General features: G+C 41.2%; 15 protein-coding genes and 1 pseudogene. 7 read left to right on the top strand and 9 right to left on the bottom strand.

Translation table 11 applies throughout. The features are described from left to right. From ACT53H_RS09085 to ACT53H_RS09060, 6 genes and pseudogenes are all read right to left on the bottom strand, one after another. A pseudogene (locus ACT53H_RS09085) lies at positions 1-80 on the bottom strand (hypothetical protein); the annotation flags it as partial. A gap of 401 nt (positions 81-481) precedes the next feature. Then, positions 482-1,135: a 3-oxoacid CoA-transferase subunit B gene (locus ACT53H_RS09080; protein WP_476009112.1), complete on the bottom strand. Its 654-nt coding sequence runs from the start codon at positions 1,133-1,135 to the stop codon at positions 482-484. 18 nt (positions 1,136-1,153) lie between these two features. Then, positions 1,154-1,825: a 3-oxoacid CoA-transferase subunit A gene (locus ACT53H_RS09075; RefSeq protein ID WP_476009111.1), complete on the bottom strand. Its 672-nt coding sequence runs from the start codon at positions 1,823-1,825 to the stop codon at positions 1,154-1,156. Between the two features lie 134 nt (positions 1,826-1,959). Beyond that, positions 1,960-2,880: a catechol 1,2-dioxygenase gene (gene catA / locus ACT53H_RS09070; protein WP_174727291.1), complete on the bottom strand. Its 921-nt coding sequence runs from the start codon at positions 2,878-2,880 to the stop codon at positions 1,960-1,962. Positions 2,881-3,040: 160 nt separating this feature from the next. Continuing rightward, complete coding sequence (gene catC, locus ACT53H_RS09065) at positions 3,041-3,331, bottom strand: muconolactone Delta-isomerase (RefSeq protein WP_476009110.1); 291 nt, start codon at positions 3,329-3,331, stop codon at positions 3,041-3,043. A 23-nt stretch (positions 3,332-3,354) separates the two neighbouring features. After that, entirely contained in the window at positions 3,355-4,461 is a 1,107-nt protein-coding gene (locus ACT53H_RS09060; RefSeq protein ID WP_476009109.1) for a muconate/chloromuconate family cycloisomerase, read from the bottom strand. A gap of 100 nt (positions 4,462-4,561) precedes the next feature. Here ACT53H_RS09060 and ACT53H_RS09055 point away from each other — a divergent pair, with 100 nt between their 5' ends. Both ACT53H_RS09055 and ACT53H_RS09050 read left to right on the top strand, forming a co-directional pair. Further along, entirely contained in the window at positions 4,562-5,476 is a 915-nt protein-coding gene (locus ACT53H_RS09055; protein WP_476009108.1) for a LysR substrate-binding domain-containing protein, read from the top strand. Between the two features lie 81 nt (positions 5,477-5,557). Continuing rightward, a complete protein-coding gene (locus ACT53H_RS09050; RefSeq protein ID WP_476009107.1) occupies positions 5,558-6,352 on the top strand; it encodes a TorF family putative porin in 795 nt (264 codons plus the stop codon). A gap of 71 nt (positions 6,353-6,423) precedes the next feature. Here ACT53H_RS09050 and ACT53H_RS09045 read toward each other — a convergent pair whose 3' ends face one another. Further along, positions 6,424-7,140 carry a FadR/GntR family transcriptional regulator gene (locus ACT53H_RS09045; protein ID WP_002113901.1) on the bottom strand — a complete coding sequence of 239 codons (717 nt, stop codon included), beginning with the start codon at positions 7,138-7,140 and terminating at the stop codon, positions 6,424-6,426. An 83-nt stretch (positions 7,141-7,223) separates the two neighbouring features. Beyond that, positions 7,224-8,957 (bottom strand): IlvD/Edd family dehydratase, encoded by a 1,734-nt coding sequence (locus ACT53H_RS09040; RefSeq protein ID WP_061875033.1) that lies wholly within the window; start codon positions 8,955-8,957, stop codon positions 7,224-7,226. Positions 8,958-9,126: 169 nt separating this feature from the next. Between ACT53H_RS09040 and abaQ the strand changes: the two genes are divergently transcribed. The 3 genes from abaQ to ACT53H_RS09025 are packed head-to-tail and all read left to right on the top strand — an operon-like array spanning position 9,127 to position 13,025. Then, on the top strand, positions 9,127-10,431 hold the full coding sequence (gene abaQ, locus ACT53H_RS09035) for a multidrug efflux MFS transporter AbaQ (protein WP_016140856.1): 1,305 nt from the start codon (positions 9,127-9,129) through the stop codon (positions 10,429-10,431). Between the two features lie 10 nt (positions 10,432-10,441). After that, positions 10,442-11,440: an AraD1 family protein gene (gene araD1, locus ACT53H_RS09030; protein WP_476009106.1), complete on the top strand. Its 999-nt coding sequence runs from the start codon at positions 10,442-10,444 to the stop codon at positions 11,438-11,440. 10 nt (positions 11,441-11,450) lie between these two features. Next, on the top strand, positions 11,451-13,025 hold the full coding sequence (locus ACT53H_RS09025) for an aldehyde dehydrogenase (NADP(+)) (protein WP_476009105.1): 1,575 nt from the start codon (positions 11,451-11,453) through the stop codon (positions 13,023-13,025). Positions 13,026-13,076: 51 nt separating this feature from the next. Here ACT53H_RS09025 and ACT53H_RS09020 read toward each other — a convergent pair whose 3' ends face one another. Beyond that, positions 13,077-13,973, bottom strand: coding sequence for a hypothetical protein (locus ACT53H_RS09020; RefSeq protein ID WP_004792095.1), 897 nt, complete (start codon positions 13,971-13,973; stop codon positions 13,077-13,079). 328 nt (positions 13,974-14,301) lie between these two features. On the opposite strand from ACT53H_RS09020, the gene ACT53H_RS09015 reads away from it, so the two are divergent. Further along, complete coding sequence (locus ACT53H_RS09015) at positions 14,302-15,132, top strand: alpha/beta fold hydrolase (protein ID WP_004792098.1); 831 nt, start codon at positions 14,302-14,304, stop codon at positions 15,130-15,132. Positions 15,133-15,293: 161 nt separating this feature from the next. Then, positions 15,294-16,532, top strand: a complete 1,239-nt coding sequence (locus ACT53H_RS09010) for an NADH:flavin oxidoreductase/NADH oxidase family protein (protein ID WP_004792101.1) — start codon at positions 15,294-15,296, stop codon at positions 16,530-16,532. The last annotated feature ends 3 nt before the right edge of the window (positions 16,533-16,535 follow it).

Below are 16,535 nucleotides of genomic sequence, written 5' to 3'. Positions count from 1 at the left end.
TCGGCACGGACAGGAGCAAGGCCACCGGCATAACGGCCGAATGGAGTACGGATGGCATCGATGATATAAGCGTTTTTCATTCTAACTTTTGTCCTTTACTTCAGGCCTTTTTAGCCATTCTCCGTAAGTATTTCGCGGTGGCGACATGGATGTCGCCTCGTTGCTCAGCACAACAGGGAAGTTGTGTCTGAGTAACAAAGGTTTTTGGTTACTTTTTTAAAAAAGTGACACGAATTAGCTGGTGACATCTGGCTTAAACAGATAAGATCCCGTTGTGATGATTTATAAATTTTCATATCAACGGATAACATCACGGCTGTAATCTACTGTGATATCCGTAGGTCTGTTGCATAAGCGATACCTTACTTTTGAAAGGTCAAAAGTAACAAAAACCTTTGTTGAACAGAGGAGGCTTCCTTGCCTCCCTGTCCAACGGGCGACATCCATGTCGCCTCTCACGATAGTTACTGCTGTTTAAATTTTAATCTTGAGTGGCATCAATCAAAGTTGCACCCGTTAAAGCCTGTAACTCATCGAAGCTAAGACCTTCCACTTTCTCAATCACCTTTAAACCATCTTTAGTCACGTCAATCACACACAGGTCCGTGTAAATACGGTCAACACATTTTTTACCTGTTACTGGATAAGTTAGCTCAGCCACAATCTTCGGTTCACCTTGCTTGGTCACATGGTCTGTGGTGATAAATACTTTCTTAGCGCCTACAGCTAAATCCATCGCACCACCTACGGCAGGAATCGCATCTGGAGCACCCGTGTGCCAGTTTGCCAAGTCACCATTCGCAGCAACCTGAAAGGCGCCAAGCACGGCAATATCAAGGTGACCACCACGCATCATGGCAAAGGAGTCGCCATGGTGAAAAAAGCTGCCGCCTTCAAGCATGGTCACAAACTCTTTACCCGCATTAATCAGTTCAGGGTCTTCTTCACCTGCTGCTGGCGGAGGACCAAAAGCTAACAGGCCATTTTCAGAATGGAGAAAAATATCTTTATCGTTCGGTAAGTAGCTTGCAATCTTGGTTGGTAGGCCAATACCCAAGTTCACATAGGCACCATCTGGAATATCTTGTGCCACACGTTTTGCAATCTGGTCACGGCTGAGTTTTTGGTAGCTCATGTTATTTCTCCTTATTGCTTACTGTGCGGGCTGTACTTGTACAACGTGCTGTACAAAGATACCTGGGGTGATGATGTGTTCCGGGTCTAATCCCCCCAGTTCTACAACCTCAGACACCTGAGCAATGGTGACATCAGCAGCCATCGCCATGATCGGGCCAAAGTTACGGGCAGATTTACGGTAAACCAGATTGCCCCAGCGGTCGCCCTTGTAGGCCTTAATCAAGGCAAAGTCAGCTTTGATCGGATATTCAAGTACGTAATCTTTCCCATCAATCTCACGGGTTTCTTTGCCTTCAGCTAAAAGTGTTCCAAAACCTGTTGGGGTAAACACAGCACCTAATCCCATACCTGCTGCCTGAATACGACAAGCCAGATTACCTTGCGGAACTACTTCAAGCTCGACTTTTCCGGCACGGTAAAGTTCATCAAACACATAAGAGTCTGACTGACGCGGGAAAGAACAAATCACTTTTTTAACTGAGCCGGCTTTAAGTAGTTTAGCCAAGCCATAATCGCCATTACCGGCATTGTTGCTGACAATGGTCAGATCCTTAATACCTAGTTCAATCAGTCCGTCAATGAGTTCAGCGGGTTGTCCTGCGGTACCAAAACCACCAATCAGAATGGTTGCACCATCTTTAATCTGCGATAGTGCCTCGCTTAGTGAGGACTTACTTTTGTCAATCATGTGAGAAACCTTAGAGCATGAGGTAACGTGATGTATTACTACCGCTAAAAATTTATTTAAATTCTTAAGGGTAGTAATAAATGGAATAAATTTTGTGAGTCAAAAGCGAACTTTCAACTCACATATACTTTCAATTAAGCGCTAGCACGACGACGTTCAACTTCAGTTGAAGGTGCAGCATCAACATCTTTAACAAGTTCGATGTTAAATGTGATGTGTTTGAAAGCATGATCTAAACCACGGCGTTGGATTTCAGCTGGGTCAGTTACATCAACTGCTGTTGCAACTAAGCCATCACGAGTTGCGAAGGCAAAGTCATCCCACAAGTACTCATCACCCTCAATGTTGAATTGAGTTGTAAGCTTGCGGTAACCTGGTGCAGAAACGAAGTAGTGAACGTGAGATGGACGGTTACCATGACGGCCTAACTTGTTAAGAAGGGCCTGAGTTGTACCTTCTGGAGGGCAACCATAACCTACTGGCATTGTGGTTAATGCCACATACTTACCATCAGCATCAGTCAAAATACTACGGCGTAAGTTGAAGTCAGATTGTGACTTATCAAAGAATGAGTAGTTACCCAAACTATTGGCATGCCATACTTCAACTTTAGCATTTTCAATGATATTGCCATCAGTATCAGTTACAGTACCTTCAATAATTAAGGTATCGATTTTGCCAGATTCAGTGCCATCATCCATACGAGCAAAACCAACGGTTTCAGGCGCACCAGCTACATAAAGTGGGCCTTCAATGGTACGCGGTGTGCCACCCGTAACACCAGCTTTTGCATCAGCTTCATCTGCACGTAAATCAAGATAGTGCTCAAGACCTAAGCCAGCTGCTAAAAGCCCAAGTTCGTTTGCTTGACCTGCGTCTGTGAAATATTCCAGACCTTTCCATACTTCTGACGGTTGGATGTCTAAATCTTCGATGGCTTGAAATAAATCCCCGAGAAGGCGCACTACAATTTGCTGAACACGTGCATCGACTTCGCCTTTAGCTGTGTCGACATTCATTTGTTTTACAAGCGCATCAATTTGTTGACGGTTCATACTAAAGCTCCTTAAGTATGCAATACGGTTTTGGGTGGCAGCGCTGCGGGCATTTTGTTTTGCTAGCGAATAAGTGCCGCCACATTCCTTGTTACCTTCTGAATAATTTGCTTAGTTTTTAAATGGACTTCAGAGATCACATTTAAAAAAATCTTTTGGATTACGAATCATCATTACGAACAGAAGAAGGGTGGCGATTGAGTGCCATCACTTCGATGTTCATGTAAGGATAAAGTGGTAATCCCTGTAAAATATTGTGCAACTCTTCATTGCTCTCAACATCAAAAATACTGATGTTTGAATACTGGCCTGTAATACGCCAGATGTGGCGCCATTTACCTTGACGCTGTAAGTCTTGCGAATAGGCTTTTTCAACAGCCTTAATTTCATTCGCTTTGTCGGCTGGCATATCAAGTGGAATATGCACATCCATACGTACATGAAATAACATGGGAAACTCCTTATCCTGTTGCCTTAACGACGTAACTTTTCAACTTTATCTTCATCAATTTCAATGCCTAAGCCTGGAGCTGTTGGCAAGTGCAATTCAAAGTTTTCGTAGCGTAGCGGTTCTTTCAAAATTTCTTCGGTAAGCAATAATGGACCAAATAATTCAGTACCAAACGCTAGTGTTTCAAAGGTTGCAAACGCATGAGCAGAAGCCATGCTACCTACAGGGCCTTCAAGCATGGTGCCACCATAAAGATCAATGCCAGCTAAACTTGCAATCTTGGCAACTTCACACGCCTCGATCAGACCGCCTGATTGTTCAATCTTCACCGCAAATACATCTGCACCATGACTTTTTGCAATACGGTATGCGCTGTCAGGGCCAGTTAAAGCTTCATCTGCCATGATCGCAACATCAAAACGACGCGTTAAACGAGCAAGTGCTTCAGTATTTTGAATAGCGCAAGGCTGTTCAATTAAATCAATTCCGCCATCTTGCAGCTGTTGAATACCTTGAATACATTCCAGCTCTGACCATGCACGATTTACATCGACACGTACACTAATATCTGCACCTAATGCTTTTTTAATTGCAATCACATGATCAACATCATGTTGCAAATGGCGTGCACCGATTTTGAGTTTGAACGTGTTATGACGTTTCAACTCAATCATTTTTCGAGCTTCAGCAATATCTTTTTCTGTGTCACCAGACGCGAGCGTCCAAAGTACAGGTAAACTATTACGCAGACGGCCACCTAAAACTTCACTTAATGGCACGCCTAAACGTTTTGCCTGAATATCAAGTAGGGCGGTCTGAATGGCACATTTCGCGAAACGGTTACCATTAATATTCTTACGAATCAGCTTTAGTGTTTGAGCCACATTTAAATCTTTAACTGATGCGAGTAATGGTGCAAAGTAAGTATCAATATTGGCTTTGACACTTTCAGGACTTTCTTCACCATAGTTCAGTCCACCAATGGTGGTCGCTTCACCCCAACCGACAATACCATCCATGGTCGTAATTTTAACGAGCACCAAAGTCTGAGTACGCATTGTAGTCACAGACAGCTGGTGAGGACGGATAGTTGGAATATCCACAAGTATGGTTTCTATGGTTCTATACATGAAGTTTCAACTATTTCAAACTTGTTTACATACCATAGAAGAATGTAATAGCCTAAAATAGATATAGAACGGTATTTTAAGATACTAAAAAGGTATATTAATGGAATTAAGACATCTACGTTATTTTGTTACCGTTGTGGAAGAACAAAGTCTGACAAAAGCGGCTGAGAAGCTTTTTATTGCCCAGCCACCACTCACGCGTCAAATTAAAAAACTAGAAGAAGAATTAGGTATTGATTTGTTTGTGAAAGGCTCACGTCCATTAAAAGTGACAGAGGCAGGGCTGTTTTTTTACCAACATGCCGTTCAAATCTTAACTCATACCGCTCAAGCGGCTTCGATGGCTAAAAAAATGAAGTTAGTCGAGAATGTCGTTAAAGTAGGTTATGTGAGTTCGCTTCTTTATGGGCGATTACCGCAGGTCATTTATCTATTTAGACAAAAAAACCCTGATATTCATGTCGAGCTTATTGAATGTGGTACACGAGATCAGGTCGAGGCTTTAAAGTTAGGAAAAATTGATTTAGGTTTTGGCCGATTGCCAATTAGTGATCCTGCCATTAAGAGACTTTTACTTCGAAAAGAAAAATTAAAACTGGCGATTCATAAAAAACATCCTTTAAGTGAGTTGCAAGAGTCAGGAATTTATTTATCTCAAATTATTAATGAGACAATTTTTTCTTATCCAACCACACCTAAGCCGAATTTTTCGACCACTATTCAAGCTTTATTTACCAAATTAGGTCTTGTTCCTGCCAAACTGACTGAAGTCCGCGAAATTCATATGGCGCTTGGTTTAGTGGCATCGGGTGAGGGTATATGCATTATTCCAGAAAGCGCTTGTGATATTGGAATGAAGAATTTAATTTATTTAAATATCTTGGACTTAGAAGCGTATAGTCCTATTTCTCTATCTATGCGCAACATGGACCAAAGTTCATATATTCCTAAAATTTTAGATTGTATTGAAGAGATCTACACCCAAGAAGAAGTGTCCAGAAATTTGAATTTATAACTTTTTAATACGTTTTAACTTGAATTATCATGTTATTTTAAAACTTTAAGATTATAGGTAATATTTAAAAGGAATTAATAGATGAGAAAAATTTTAGGCGTAGCTTCTCTCATTATGTCTACCTGTGTTGTACATGCTGAACAATTAAACGAACAAGAACAAATTTCTCCATATAGCGCTAACGTTACCTTTGCCAGTCAATATATATCACGTGGTTTTCAACAAACTTGGGGCAAGCCTGCATTACAGATTGGTTTAGACTATGCAAATCCGAATGGGTTGTTTATAGGTACTTGGGCATCGAATGTAAGTTCTAACTATCTGAGAGATGCATCAGTTGAGTGGGATTTTTATGCAGGTTATATAAAAACTTTCGATAAGTTTTCGGCTGGAATGACGGTTTTTTATTACTACTATCCGGGAGCTGAAAGCACGCCTGAAACAGGTAGTACCAGCTATAACTATGGTGAAATTGTGCCTCAAATTGGTTATGGGCCTTTGAATCTTAAATATTATATTACCTATACCCCAGATTATGCAGGCTATAACTCCGATACGATGGGTGGCCCAGCAGGTAAACGTTCACGAGGAACAACTTATTTAGATCTGACTTTTACTCAGCCTATTAATGAGTCTTGGACTTTTGGTGCTCACTATGGCTATGAGAAAATTAAAAATTTCTCGGAAGCTAATTTTCAGGATATGAAAGTCGAGCTGATTAAAGATTTAGGTGATGGCTGGACTACTGGCTTAGCCTATACCAAAGCTTGGGATAAAGATGGGTTCTATAAGAAGTATAGTAATGGTGAACCCGATGCACCAATTTCAAACCCGATTGATTCGACATTTACTGTCTCAGTTAAAAAAGTGTTCTAACTAATTTATAAATAAAAAAGCCTGATGACTTAATTTTGAGCATCAGGCTTTAAATAATAAATATATAAAAATTATTTTTTAATTAAATCGTAAGCCATTTTGGTGTCGTCCAGCTGAACAAGTGAAGCATGGCGAGCAGAGAGCGGATCTTTATTTTCAATTGCGGTTAAAATCGCTTTATGTCTAGGTAACGAATGGCCTTGTAAATTTGGGCGTAGACTGGTGACTTGAATTGATTGTTGTAAAGGTAAAACCAGCATTTTCGACATATAAGCCAGCAAGTCATTATGCGTTGCTTTAGCAATTGCTAAGTGAAATTGAATATCTGGCTCTATAAATTCTTCAACTGTTGTCGCTTTTTCCATCCCATCATAGGCATGTTTAATGCGTTCAATATCTTCTTCGTTTGCCGTACTTGCCGCAATATAAGCAAGCTCAGGTTCCAAAACGCGTCGTACGGTAGAAAGGGTTTTAAAAAACTCATGTTCAGGCGTCGTTTGAATCAACCAAAACAATACATCCGGATCGAGCAAATGCCATTCTTCTTTAGGCCTTACTACAGTTCCAATTTTTGGTCTTGAGTAAGTTAAGCCTTTGGCGTTTAAAACACGGATTGCTTCGCGAAAGACAGGGCGGCTGACTTTATATTCCTCACATAAATCAACTTCACTCGGGAGCTTTTCATTTTCTGAGATTTCACCAGAAACAATTTTTAAACCCAATTGTTGAACAATTAATGCATGTTGGCTTTTGCTTGGAATAGGATTTTTATAGTCAGCTTTACTCATATTTCACTATTACGACATGTTGAATATCCTATGGTATAGATGACCTTGTGTTTTAACAAGATCATCTTTTTCAAGAATAAATATTAATGGGAATGACGTGGAACTTCTGAGCCTCGGCAACCGACCAAGAAATCAAAATCACAACCTTCGTCTGCTTGTAAAACATGTTCTACATAGAGTTTGCGGTAGCCGCCAATAAAACTTGGCGGTGCTGGAGGCGCTAAATTCTCAAGACGTTGCTTAAGTTCTTCATCACTCACTTCCAGATGAAGTTTTCCTTCATAGGCATCGAGTTCGATAAAGTCACCATTTTGAACTACGGCTAAAGGCCCGCCAGCCATAGCTTCAGGGGCAACATGTAAAACCACGGTGCCATACGCTGTACCGCTCATCCGTGCATCGGAAATACGAACCATGTCGGTAATGCCTTTGGCTAAAATCTTTGGTGGCAACCCCATATTTCCAACTTCTGCCATGCCCGGGTAGCCTTTAGGGCCTGCATTTTTCATGACTAGAATACAAGTTTCATCAACATCAAGGTCTGGATCATTAATGCGGGTTTTATAATCATCAAAGTTTTCAAATACGACTGCACGACCACGGTGTTTCATCAGTTCAGGTGTTGCAGCAGAAGGTTTAAGCACCGCACCTTTAGGCGCTAAATTACCGCGTAAAATACACATGCCGCCATCTTGGCGAATTGGATTGTCTATTTTCCGAATCACTTCATCATTATAAATAGGTGACTGCTGGCAATTTTCCCAAATGCCTTGACCATTTACGGTTAAAGCGTGTGGATGTGGTAAGAGATTGGCTTCGCCCATACGACGAATCACGGCCGGTAAGCCACCGCTATAATAGAACTCTTCCATGAGAAAACGACCAGAAGGCTGCAAGTCAACAATCGTTGGCATGCCTCGGCCGACACGGTTCCAGTCATCGAGTTGTAAATCAACTCCAATACGTCCAGCAATTGCCTTTAAGTGAATCACGGCGTTGGTTGAACCACCAATAGCGGCATTGACTTTAATGGCATTTTCGAAAGCTTCTTTGGTTAGGATTTTAGAAAGACGTAAATCTTCGTGAACCATGTCAACAATACGCATGCCAGAAAGATGAGCTAACACATAACGACGAGAATCTACTGCTGGAATGGCTGCGTTGTGTGGTAAAGAAGTGCCTAGAGCTTCTGCCATACACGCCATGGTAGAAGCAGTGCCCATGGTATTACATGTACCCGCTGAGCGTGACATACCAGATTCGGCAGAAAGAAATTCATTTAAATCGATTTTGCCTGCTTTTAACTCTTCATGCATTTGCCAAACGATGGTACCAGCACCAATATCTTTACCTTTGTGCTTACCATTCAGCATTGGCCCACCAGTTACTACAATGGCAGGAATATCACAGCTTGCGGCACCCATTAATAATGCAGGTGTAGTTTTGTCACAACCTGTTAGCAACACCACACCGTCAATAGGGTTACCACGAATAGCTTCCTCAACATCCATACTGGCTAAGTTACGTGTAAACATGGCGGTAGGTCGTAAATTCGACTCACCATTTGAAAATACCGGAAACTCAACAGGGTAGCCGCCAGCTTCTAAAATCCCTTTTTTTACGTGTTCGGCAATTTTTCGAAAATGGGCATTGCATGGTGTGAGTTCAGACCACGTATTACAAATCCCAATAATCGGTTTGCCCTGAAACTCATGATCTGGAATTCCTTGGTTCTTCATCCAGCTACGATACATAAAGCCATTTTTATCCGTTGTACCAAACCAGGCAGCCGAACGAAGAACTTGTTTGTTATTCATACAAATTTCCCTATATAGTATTACTATTTAAATTAATTAAACCAAAAATACACTATAAATTTTATTTTTAAAAGGTTTGAAATTTAAATAGTATTACTATATTTTAAATTGAAAGGATAATTTACGAGCAAGATGCTCTATAAGTAAATAATAGGAAATGGAGTCGAACATGGATTTCGAAAAGGATGTAATACGGACGGTCACGTTTAAGCTGATACCTGCATTAGTCATACTATATCTGGTGGCATACATTGATCGTGCCGCTGTTGGGTTCGCTCATTTGCATATGGGTGCCGATGTCGGAATTGGTGATGCAGCCTATGGTCTAGGAGCAGGCTTATTTTTTATTGGATATTTTCTTTTTGAAGTTCCAAGTAATTTGCTTTTAGACAAATTTGGTGCCCGTAAATGGTTTACCCGCATTTTATTGACATGGGGGTTAATCACCATGGCTATGGCGCTCATTGAGGGGCCGAAAAGCTTTTATCTCTTACGGTTTTTACTTGGTGTAGCGGAGGCAGGCTTTTTCCCGGGTGTTTTATACCTCATCACTCAGTGGTATCCCGTGCGTCATCGCGGAAAAATCATGGGAATGTTTGTGCTTTCACAACCCATTGCCATGATGATTGCGGGGCCTTTAGCTGGTCTATTACTTGGAATGGATGGCATTGCAAACTTACATGGTTGGCAATGGTTATTCATTGCAGTCGGCTTACCTGCGGTTTTATTGGCTTTACCAACATTCCTGTGGTTACCAGATAATATTGATAAAGTGAAATGGTTAAGCATTGAGCAAAAACAGTGGCTTAAAAATGAACTGGTTAAGGATGAAGCCGAATATGACCAAACTCGACATGCCAATCCACTGCATGCCTTAAAAGACAAACGCGTACTTTTATTAGCGTTGTATTACCTACCAGTGACTTTAAGTATTTACGGTTTAAACCTCTGGTTGCCTTCTATTATCAAGCAATTTGGAGGCGGTACTGATCTTCAAATTGGGTTTTTATCTAGCATTCCCTATGTTTTTGGAATTATTGGTTTGTTAATTATTCCACGTAGTACCGATCGTCTAAATGACCGTTACGGCCACTTAAGTTTTCTCTACGCACTAGGCGCTTGCGCAATGTTTTTAAGTGCTTGGCTAAATTCTCCAGTCATGCAGTTGGCTGCTTTGGCTGTGGTTGCGTTCTGCCTATTTTCATCAACTGCTGTGTTTTGGACATTACCCGGCCGTTTCTTAACAGGCGCAAGTGCAGCGGCTGGCATTGCCTTAATCAATTCTGTCGGAAATTTAGGTGGCTATGTTGGGCCATTTGGCATTGGACTTTTAAAAGAATACACAGGAAATATGGCAGCGGGCTTGTATTTCTTATCTATCGTCATGCTTTTTGGTCTGATTCTGACTTACATCGTCTATGCCAAGCTCGAACGTCAAAAAACACAAACAGTGAATATTCAAAAGCCTTTGTAAGGAATAAAACATGCAAATTATTCAATTTGAAAATCGTGTAAATCAACGTGCTGTTGCCAAAGTAGAAGGCAACATGGCATATCCTGTTAAAAATATTCAATCGGTTCGTGATTTAGCACTTTTGGCAATCCGCAATAAAGTTTCATTGGAGCAACAAGTTGAGACATTAGGGTTTGAATCAGAAACCTACGACTATTCATCATTATTAGCAGATTTAAAGGTACTGCCGCCTTTAGACCATCCAGATCCAACGCACTGTTTAGTTTCCGGTACAGGTTTAACACACTTAGGTTCTGCATCTGCACGCGACAAAATGCATCAGCAAAATTTAAGCGATGAAGCTTTCGTGACCGATACCATGCGAATATTTCAATGGGGACTACAAAAGGGCCGTCCACCAGAAGGTCAGGTTGGTGCGCAGCCAGAATGGTTTTATAAAGGGGACGGTTCAATTGTGGTGAGACCAGGAGCCGAATTGCCTTTACCACCATTTGCCGAAGATGGCGGCGAAGAACCTGAAATCGCAGGTCTATATGTGATTGGAGAAGACTTAAAGCCTTACCGAATTGGGTTTGCGCTGGGCAATGAATATTCTGACCATGTAATGGAGCGTCGTAATTATTTATATCTGGCCCATTCAAAATTACGTTTTTGTAGTTTTGGCCCAGCTTTACGAACAGGTGAGTTACCGAAACATTTAGTGGGAACCAGCCGCTTGCGCCGTGATGGACAAATCATTTGGGAAAAAGAGTTTTTGTCGGGTGAGGACAATATGTGCCATAGCTTGGCAAATCTGGAATATCACCACTTTAAGTATCAACAATTCTTAAAAGCAGGGGATGTTCACATTCACTACTTCGGTACAGCCACTCTATCTTTTGCCGATGGTATCCAAGCCCAAGTTAACGATGAATTTGAAATAGAAATGAAAGAATTCGGTCTTCCCCTTAAAAACAAACTTGCTCATACACAAGCAGAGTTAACGATCGGTTCAGTTATAACACTTTAAGGAATTTAAAATGGTCATTGGACACAACTTTATTGGCGGTTCACGTAGTGCACAAAGTACAACTTTATTAAAAAGTGTGAATGCAACAACCGGTGAGGCTTTGCCTTATGAGTTTCACCATGCAACCGAACAGGAAATTAATCAGGCCTGTGAGGCGGCAAGCCAAGCCTTTAAAACTTACCGTCATACTTCACCTGAACAGCGTGCTACTTTTTTAGAAAACATTGCCGATGAACTCGATGCCTTGGGTACAGATTTTCTAGAGACTATTTCGCAAGAAACCGCTTTGCCACTTGCCCGTTTGCAAGGTGAGCGTGGCCGTACCAGTGGACAAATGCGTCTGTTTGCTAAAGTGTTGCGTCGCGGCGACTTCTTAGGGGCCCGTATTGATACAGCTTTGCCTGAGCGTCAGCCTTTACCTCGCCCAGACCTACGCCAGATTAAAATTGGTGTTGGCCCTGTGGCAGTCTTTGGGGCAAGTAACTTTCCACTCGCTTTTTCAACTGCGGGTGGCGACACCGCTTCGGCACTCGCCGCAGGCTGCTCTGTAGTGGTGAAAGCGCATAGTGGCCACATGGCGACAGCAGACTTTGTAGCTCAAGCAATCGAACGTGCCGTAGAAAAATCAAATATGCCTAAAGGCGTATTTAACATGATCTATGGGAATGGTGTGGGTGAACCACTGGTTAAGCATCCTTTAATTCAGGCTGTGGGTTTTACAGGTTCTCTTCGCGGTGGACGAGCTTTATGTGACATGGCCGCAGCCCGTCCACAACCAATTCCAGTGTTTGCTGAAATGAGCAGTATTAACCCGATGCTGATGTTGCCGGAAGCCTTGAAAAACCGTGGTGAAAAAATTGCACAGGACTTGGCCGACTCAGTTGTTTTAGGCTGTGGTCAGTTCTGTACCAATCCGGGTTTAATTTTAGGTATTAAATCAGCTGAGTTTAGCCAGCTCATTAACAACCTAACTGAAATTATGGGTGGCAAACCTGCACAGACTATGCTGAATGCCGGAACCTTAAAAAGTTATACCGCAGGTCTTGAGCACTTAACCCAGCATCAAGGTATTAAGCATTTGGCAGGTCAAACCCAACAAGGCAATCAGGCACAGCCACAACTATTTAAAGCTGATGTGGAGCTGTTATTGGCAGGTGATCAGCTTTTACAAGAAGAAATCTTTGGGCCAGCGACTGTCATCATTGAGGTTGAAGATAAAGCCCAACTCATTCAAGCTCTACAAAGCATGAATGGTCAGCTCACTGCAACTTTGATTGCCGATGAAGCAGACTTAACTGAATTTGCAGATGTGGTTCCTGTGCTAGAAGAAAAAGCAGGCCGTTTACTCATCAATGGTTATCCAACGGGTGTTGAGGTGTGTGATGCCATGGTCCACGGCGGACCATACCCAGCAACCTCAGATGCAAGAGGTACATCAGTTGGAACTTTGGCAATAGACCGTTATTTACGCCCAGTCTGTTACCAGAACTACCCGCAAAGTTTGTTGCCGGAAGCCTTAAAAGACAGCAACCCATTGCAGATTTTAAGACTGGTCAATGGTGAGATGACCAAAGCAGCGATCTAAAAATGAAAAAGAGACCACTAGTTGGTCTCTTTTCATATCCTAAAAATAAATCTATAGCGGAGTAGGCAAATTAAGCACGACTTGAGCATCTTCAATAACATCTAAGCGGAGAATTCTTGAGGCACCTAGCTCATTTAGCAATGTAGTTAAAGGCCCTTCATTTTTCTCGAGTTGAACATTCTTTGGAAAAAGCTTTTGCGCGAAAGAAAGAATGTTGGACTGAACTTCTGTTTGATGCCATTTCCCATCAACAACATGTAACATAGTGGCTTTGTTGATATGTGTTTCAGAAGCGACATGTTTTAAAGTCGGTACTAAGGTTTTCAAGCTTAAATCTAATTTTCCATTAACATCGAAAATTTTCGCTTGAACTTCTTTTGAACTAATGTTGACATCAATTTTAGTCAGCCATTTTGGAAGTTGGTAACCATATACACCACGAACTCTGGCAATTTCCGTATCGACAGGTAAAGCTAAAACATGCGCATAAAAATGACGTTGACGCATCGATTTCATCAACTCTGCAATATGTGGTCCACGAGCATTAGGTTGACGTACAACAATCGCAATCGACACTTCGTTATAAGGGTCGTTATCACAAACTGAATAGGTAAAGAACGTAACAGCGACCAACCCATAACCCGGAAATGGTTGTAATGGAGTTAAAGCCGCAGGAAGTTTTGCCTTAATGAGCTTAATTGGAGCAAGCATTAAAAGCTGTACATTTGCACTACGATAATAAAAGTTAGGTGCCCAGACAGGACCTACACGTGACTCTACAATTTTTTTAGGAATATGGCGGAAAAAATCGATGTTGCCCGCAGCAGGGTCTTGAGCGACTTCGTTTAGATCAGGGTTCATTCTAAAACGGTCGTAATAACCATCTTTGGGTACTTTGACTTTTTGTTGCCCAAACTCAACCTCAGTAAACTGTTGTTTTATATTCATGAGAGTTCACCTTTAATATTTAATGACCGAGTAGCTACTGTTGTCCATATCCAGCATGTTAATTAATAGCCAATGTGGGCACTATAAGATTAAAGCTAGCTTTAAGGTCAAGGCTTTAATTTTGATATGTCAAATCTTTGACATTTAGAAGAAATAAAATAAAAACAATTCAAGATTAAAAAGATACAAAGTTGAGTAGAGTCTTCATATAAATTTTATTCTTAAAATATGATTTAAGATGATTGACCTTAAAGTTAACTTCAAGCTTAGTATAAATATTCAAACTTTTATAACGAATCTATAAACAGTTTTCAGCAGGAGAACAAAGATGGGATATGTAACAACAAAAGACGGTGTAGAAATTTTTTATAAGGACTGGGGACCACGCGATGCCCAAGTTTTATTTTTTCATCATGGTTGGCCTTTAAGTTCAGATGATTGGGACACACAATTGCTTTTTTTCCTTAAAGAAGGTTTTCGTGTAGTTGCTCATGACAGACGTGGGCATGGGCGTTCAAGTCAAGTGTGGGATGGTCATGATATGGACCACTATGCAGATGATGTCGCAGAAGTGGTTAAACATCTGAACATTAAAAATGCAATTCATATTGGTCACTCAACGGGTGGTGGTGAAGTAGCTCACTACATTGCGCGTCATGGTGAAGAAAATGTTGCGAAAGCTGTACTTGTCAGTGCAGTACCGCCGCTTATGGTTAAAACTGAAAATAATCCTGAAGGTTTACCAAAAGAAGTTTTTGATGACCTGCAAAATCAAGTTCTCACAAACCGTGCGCAATTTTTCCGTGACCTTCCATCAGGTCCGTTTTATGGTTTTAATCGACCTGATGCGAAGCCATCTGAAGGCATCATTTCTAACTGGTGGCGCCAAGGCATGACAGGCAGTGCAAAAGCACATTACGACGGTATTGTGGCATTCTCACAAACTGACTTTACTGAAGATTTAAAGAAAATCACGGTTCCTGTTTTGGTGTTGCATGGTGACGATGATCAGATCGTGCCTTATAAAACTTCTGGCGTGAAATCTGCTGAGTTACTTCAAAATAGCCAACTCAAAATCTATCCAGGTTTTTCTCATGGCATGTTAACTGTTAACCATGAAGTAATTAATGCGGACTTGTTGGCTTTTATTCGTGAATAATTAAAAGCGTTTAAACTTCAAAAAAGAGGCCTAAAGAGTGCCTCTTTTTTTATATAAAAAATTAATAAAGTCAAAATATTAAATATAGAAATACTAAAAGGTATTGACATTAAAGTTAGCTTTAATCTTAAAGTAAAGCCATACTGAATGAGGTCATTCCAATGAAAGTGTTCGAAAAATTAGTATTCCCAAATGGCTCATATGTTCCTAACCGTATTGCCAAAGCGGCAATGGAAGAAAACATGGCTGATTTAAACCATGCACCGTCAGAAGAGTTAATGCGTTTATATCAAGCTTGGGCAAATGGTGGCGTAGGTCTAATTATTACTGGAAATGTGATGGTAGACCGTCGAGCAATGACTGGGCCGGGAGGTGTGGTGCTTGAAGATGAAAAGCATCTAGATACTTTTAAAAAATGGGCGCAAATTGGCCGTTCAAAAGGAGCTCAGATTTGGCTTCAAATTAATCATCCGGGTCGTCAAATGCAAGCGAACCTTGGTCAACAAACTTGGGCACCTTCTGCTGTTGCTTTAGATTTAGGAAAAATGTCAAATCGCTTTAATACGCCAATCGAAATGACTGAATCTATGATTACAGAGGTGATTCAGCGTTTTGCAAACACGGCACGTTTAGGTGAAAAAGCAGGATTTACTGGAGTAGAAATTCATGCGGCGCATGGTTATTTATTAAGTCAGTTTCTTTCTCCACTCAGCAATAAACGCCAAGATCGTTGGGGTGGCTCTTTAGAAAACCGTGCTCGTATATTAATTGAAATTGTAGAAGCTGTTCGTAAAGTAGTTTCACCTCAGTTTACTGTGGCGGTAAAACTCAATTCAGCCGATTTCCAACGTGGCGGATTTAGTGCAAAAGATGCCCAGCAAGTCGTTAAAATGTTAAATGAGCATGCAGTCGATTTGGTTGAGCTTTCAGGCGGTAGTTATGAAGCGCCAGCAATGCAAGGCCAGGCACGTGATGGACGAACACTTGCACGTGAAGCATACTTTCTAGAGTTTGCACAAGAAATTAGCAAAGTTGCCAAAATGCCTGTTATGGTGACAGGTGGAATCCGCCGTAAACAAGTGGCAGAGCAGGTAGTTGAAAGTGGTGTAGATATGGTTGGTATTGCTACAGCACTAGCAATTGAACCTAATTTGCCAAATGCTTGGAAACAAGGCCACAATGTCACACCAGAGCTAAAACCAATTACTTGGAAGAATAAAACACTAGCTTCACTTGCGAATATGGCTGTGGTGAAATTCCAGTTACGTAATTTAAGCGTTGCTAAAAAAACAAAACCAAATGTTTCACCAGCTTGGGCTTTAATTTTGCAACAATCAGCGATGTCATGCCGTACCCGCCAATACAAAAAAGGCATGCGTGACTATACATTTGCTTCTTAATAA

The organism is Acinetobacter sp. DMC2 (assembly GCF_056314305.1).
This window is presented reverse-complemented; position numbering and strand designations above follow the sequence as displayed.